General features: G+C 40.7%; 1 protein-coding gene. It reads left to right on the top strand.

All coding sequences use genetic code 11. From position 1 onward, the window contains the following. On the top strand, nt 1–6,016 hold a 6,016-nt coding region (locus H3T48_RS08685; RefSeq protein WP_198189180.1), incomplete at both ends, for a DUF1542 domain-containing protein.

Here is a 6,016-nt window from a genome sequence, read left to right as displayed (position 1 = left end):
AAGCTTTAGCAGCTGGTAAAAAAGATGTTGAAAATGCATATATATCAGGTAATATTTCTGATGCCAAGCTGAAAGCTAATGGCGATATTGATGACAAAGTAGCAGCTACAAAAGCTAAGATAAACGCAGATAAGCATCTACCAGCTGCCAAGAAAGCAGCGCAAATAGCAGACGCTGAAAGCAGAGGTGCAGCAGCTAAGAGCAAGATCAAGGCTGCAACAACTGGTGATGAAGTAGCTCAAGCTTTAGCAGCTGGTAAAACTGATGTTGAAAATGCATATGTTGATGGTACAGTGGATGATGCAAAGCAGACCGCTAAAGACGCAATTGATACTGCAGTAACTGATTGCAAGAACTTGATTTCAAGCGATAGTGACTTAGATTCAGGTTCCAAGGCTACCCAAACTGCAGCAGCAGTAGCAGCAGGAACGGCAGCTAAGAACGACATCGATAGTGCTACCAGTTTTGAAGAAGTGGACAAGGCCCTTGAAGATGGTAAAGCAGCAATAGCAGCAGCATATCAGCCAGGAAATCTTGATAATGCAAAAGCTACTGCTAAGCGCGATATTGATGATGAAGTGGCAAGAGTCCAAGGTCAAATTGACGCTGACCCGTACTTGAGTACAGCTAAAAAAGAAGAACAAAAGAATCGTGCAAAGAGTTTGGGTGAAACTGTCAAGAGTAATATTGATAGTGCAACTAGTGGTGATGGTATAGCTCAAGCACTTAGCATGGGTAAGCAGTTTATCAGTACAGCATATGTACAAGGAACGCTTAAAGATGCCCAAGATAACGCTAAGCAAGAAATTGCCGATGAAGCAAAATCGGTTAAGGATAAGATTGATGCCGACAGCTTATTAACAACAGCAGACAAGGCAAAGCAGAAGCAAGACGTTGATAACGCTGTAGCAGAAGCCAATGCCGCAATCGATGCCGCAAACACATCAGATGAAATTGCCAAGGCAGTCGAAGATGGTAAGGCCAAGATTAATGCCGCATATGTACAAGGTAAGGACTTAACCAATCAAAAGGCAATTGCTAAAGGCAACATTGCTAGTCAAGCAAGTATTGTTAAGAGCAGCATTGATGCCGATCAAAACTTGACTACTGCTACAAAAGAAGAACAAAAGAAGAATGTTGATAATGCCGTAGCAGAAGCCAATGCCGCAATTGATGCCGCAACCACACCAGATGAAATTGCTAAGGCAGAAGCAGATGGTAAAGACAAGATTAAAGCTGCATATGTGCCGGGCAAGGACTTAAGTAGTCAAAAGAACAATGCTAAGCAAGAAATTGCCGATGAAGCAACTACAGTTAAGAACCGAATCAATGCTGATGATAACTTACCAACTACCGAAAAGAACAAGCAGAAGCAAGATGTTGATAACGCTGTAGCAGAAGCCAATGCCGCAATTGATGCCGCAACCACGCCAGATGAAATTGCCAAGGCAGTAGCAGATGGTAAGGTCAAGATTAATGCCGCATACAAGCCAGGTACAACAGATTTAAGTACCCAAAAGAACAATGCTAAGCAAGACATAGCCAATGAAGCAAAATCGGTTAAGGATAGTATCGATGCCGATAGCTTATTAACTACTGTTGAAAAGAACAAGCAGAAGCAAGATGTTGATAACGCTGTAGCAGAAGCCAATGCCGCAATTGATGCCGCAACCACGCCAGATGAAATTGCCAAGGCAGTAGCAGATGGTAAGGTCAAGATTAATGCCGCATACAAGCCAGGTACAACAGATTTAAGTACCCAAAAGAACAATGCTAAGCAAGACATAGCCAATGAAGCAAAATCGGTTAAGGATAGTATCGATGCCGATAGCTTATTAACAACTGCTACAAAAGAAGAACAAAAGAAGAATGTTGATCAGGCAGTAACAGAAGCCAATGCTGCAATTGATGCCGCAACTACACCAGATGAAATTGCCAAGGCAGTAGCAGATGGTAAGGCCAAGATTAATGCCGCATACAAGCCAGGTACAACAGATTTAAGTACCCAAAAGAGTAACGGTAAGCAAGAAATTGCCGATAAAGCAAAATCGGTTAAGGATAGTATCGATGCCGACAGCTTATTAACAACTGCTACAAAAGAAGAACAAAAGAAGAATGTTGATCAGGCAGTAACAGAAGCCAATGCCGCAATCGATGCTGCAACCACGCCAGATGAAATTGCCAAGGCAGTAGCAGATGGTATAGCCAAGATTAATGCCGCATATAAGCCAGGCAAGAGCTTAACAGATCAAAAGGCAGACTCTAACAAGGAAATTGATAAGACTGCCAACGATGTTAAGGACAAGATTGATGCCGACAAGAATCTGACGACTGACGAAAAGAACAAACAGAAACAGGATGTCGATAAAGCAGCTTCCGAAGCTAAAGATGCGATTAACGCAGCAACAACACCAGATGAGGTTGCTAAGGCAGAGCAAGATGGTAAAGACAAGATCAATGGTGCTTACCAACCAGGCAAGGACTTAAGCAGTCAAAAGAACAATGCGAAGCAAGATATAGCTAATGAAGCAGATTCAGTTAAAAACCAGATTGATGCCGATCAAAACTTAACTACTGCTGAAAAGAACAAGCAGAAGCAAGATGTTGATCAAGCTGTAACAGAAGCTAATACAGCAATCGATGCTGCAAATACGCCAGATGAAGTTATTCAAGCAGTCGCAGACGGTAAGAATAAGATTAATGCTGCTCACAAGCCAGGTACGGATTTAAGTAGTCAGAAGACCACTGCAAAAGACCGAATTGATCAAGTTGCAAGTGAAGTTAAGACTGAAATCGATGCCGATATTACATTGACTAATTCTGAAAAGATAGCTCAAAAAGTTAATGTTGATAAAGATGCTGCGGAAGCAAAACAGAATATTAATTTAGCCTCTGACGCACAAGGAATAATCGATTCACGTGATCGCGGAATTGAAAAGATTAGAGCTGATCATCAATCAAATACCCTACCAATAGCAGATCAAAAACAAAGTGCTAAGGATCGGATTGATCAGGTTGCCGTAGAAGTCAAGGGTGAAATCGAAGCTGACGAAGCTTTAACTACAGCTGAAAAGACTGCTCAAAAACGTAACGTTGATAAAGATGCTACTGATGCTAAAAACAATATTGATGCTGCAACTGATGCACAAGGAATAATCGATGCGCGTGATCAGGGAATTAAAGCAATTAGACGTGATCATGTCCGTAGTGATGTTCCATTATCTGACCAAAAGCAAGATGCTAAGGATCGAATTGATCAGGAAGTTGTTAAAGTTAAGGGTGAAATTGACACTGATACAACTTTACTAAGTTCTGATAAGGCTACTCAGAAGGCCAAGGTTGATATTGACGCTCAAGCAGCCAAAGACAAGATTGATCTTGCTTCTAATGCTCAAGACGTACAAAATGCATTAAAAGAAGGTATTAAAGCAATTAATGCTGATCATGTATCTGGTACTTCTTTAGATGAGCAAAGACAGTCAGCGAAAGCAAGAATTAGTCAGGAAGCTAGAACTGTTAAGTCAGCCATTTCCGCTGATACGACATTAACTGATACTGAAAAAGCTTCTCAAAAGGCAGCTGTTGATGCTGATGAAATTATTGCGAAAAACAATATTGATAACGCATCTTCTGCCCAAGCTATAATTGCAGCAACTGAAGACGGTATCACCGCTATTAATAATGATCATCAATCAAATACTTCTAGCTTAGATCAACAACGTCAGGAAGCTAAAGACCGAATTGATCTCGAAGCATCAAAGGTAAAAGGTTGGATTAATAAGGATTCTTCATTAGATAGCAAAGCTAAGGCTGAACAGTCTGCTGCTGTTGATGATGCTGCAGCCAAAGCAAAAGATAATATCGATGCAGCAGTAAATGCCCAAGGTATTAAGATTGCTCGCGAAAAAGGTATTGCAGCTATTAACTCCAAGTATGTAACTAATTTGATTTCTTTAGCTGATCAAAAAGAATATGCTAAGCAATTAATTAGAGACGAAGCCGAAATTGTTAAGGAAGAAATTAACAGTGATGAGGTTCTTGAAGACAGTACTAAGGCAGATCAAGTCAAAGCAGTTGAAGCACAAAAGCAAAAGGCTTTAGATAAGATTGATGCTGCAACTGATGCTCAAGCTGTTCAAGATGAGTATGTAAATGGTGTCAACATTCTTCATGCACAACACCTGTCAGGTAATGATCTTGAAACACAAAAGCAAGCTGCTAAGGATATACTTGCTCAAGAAGCAGCAACTATTAAGAAGATTATTGCTAATGACACTTCCTTGAGTGATACAACTAAAGCAACTCAAACTGCGAAAGTTAACGCAGAGCTTCAAAAGGCTCAAAATGCTGTTGACCGTGCTAAGAATGCTCAAGAAATTAGTGACCGTGAAGTTGCCGGTATTAATGCAATTGACGCTCAACATATCAAGGGTGAAAAATTACAAGTACAAAGAGCTGAAGCAGTCAAGATTATTGATGATACTGTAGCAGCAGCTAAAGCTTCGATTGATCAAGCCAAGAACTTAACTGCTCCAGAAAAGGCTAAAGCAAAACAAGCTGTTGATGATGCAGCTAATGCAGCTAAGGATGCTATTAAGTCAGCAACTGATGCTCAAACTATTAATAAGGCTAAAGTTGCTGGAGTTGATGCAATTAATGCAGTAGTTAAGAACAATAGTGCAGCTGAATTAACAACTGTTAAGCTAAATGCTAAGAACGCAATTAGTGCTGAAGCAACTACGATTAAAGAAGCAATTAGCAGTGATCAAGGATTAACTGCTTCTGCTAAAGCAACTCAATCAGCTAACGTTGACTTGGAAGCCCAGAAAGCACAAAATGCTATCGACCGCGCTGAAAATGCTCAAGAAGTTAAAGATAGACAAGATGCTGGAATTAAGGCAATTGATGCTCAATACATTCCTGGAAAGCCATTAAAAGATCAAAAGTTAGCAGCTAATAAGGTCATTGAGGATGCATTAGCTAGTGCAAATGCTAAGATTGATAGCGATCAAACAAAATCAGCAGCTGAAAAGGCTAAAGAAAAGATGGCTGTTTCTAATGCAGCTAGTGCAGCACAAAAGGCCATTAATCAAGCAAACAGTGCTGCAGAGGTAGATAAAGCTAAATCTGATGGATTAACAGCTATTGCATTTGCTCAAAATCCAATGGTTACTATCGATGATCAAAAAGTAGCAGCCAACGAGTCAATTACTAAAGCTGTAAATGATGCAAAAATTAAGGTTGCTCAAGATTCATCTTTAACTACTAGTGAAAAAATTGCAGTTTACCAACTTGTAGATTCCGCTGCTGCAGTAGCTAGAGACAAGGTTGCACAAGCTACAAGCAGTGAATCAGTTAGCCAAGCATTAGCAGATGGAATAGCTCAGATCAACAATGCAGCAACAAACACTGCTTCACTTAAGCTCAAGACTCAAGCCAAAGGTATTATTAGCAAGAAAGCTGAATCAGCAAAGAAGGAAGTTGACCGCTTATCTAACTTGAGTGATGCTGAAAAGCAAAGCGCAAAGGATAAAATCGATCAAGCTGTTCAAAACGGTAATGCCAAGATTGATGCAGCAACAGATTCACAAGTCTTAAAAGTAATAAGTAGCATTCAAGCAGAAATTGATGCAATTGTTACAAATCCAACTGCTTCAAACGGCGCTGGATCTAATGGTTCAAACTCAAACGGATCTGAATCAAATGGTTCAGAGAGCAATGCATCCGAGTCAAACGGATCCGAATCAAATGGCTCAGGGAGCAACGCATCCGAATCAAACGGATCCGAATCAAATGGCTCAGAGAGTAATGCATCCGAGTCAAACGGTTCCGAATCAAATGGCTCAGAGAGCAACTCATCCGAATCAAACGGATCCGAATCAAATGGTTCAGAGAGCAATTCGTCAGAGTCAAACGGATCCGAATCAAATGGCTCAGGGAGCAACGCATCCGAGTCAAACGGATCCGAATCGAATGGCTCAGAGAGTAATGCATCCGAGTCAAACGGTTCCGAATC

The organism is Lactobacillus sp. M0403 (assembly GCF_016101265.1).
Taxonomy (GTDB): Bacteria; Bacillota; Bacilli; order Lactobacillales; family Lactobacillaceae; genus Lactobacillus; species Lactobacillus apis.
The sequence above is the reverse complement of the archived record's forward strand: the minus strand, read 5'-3'. Positions and strand labels throughout refer to the sequence as shown.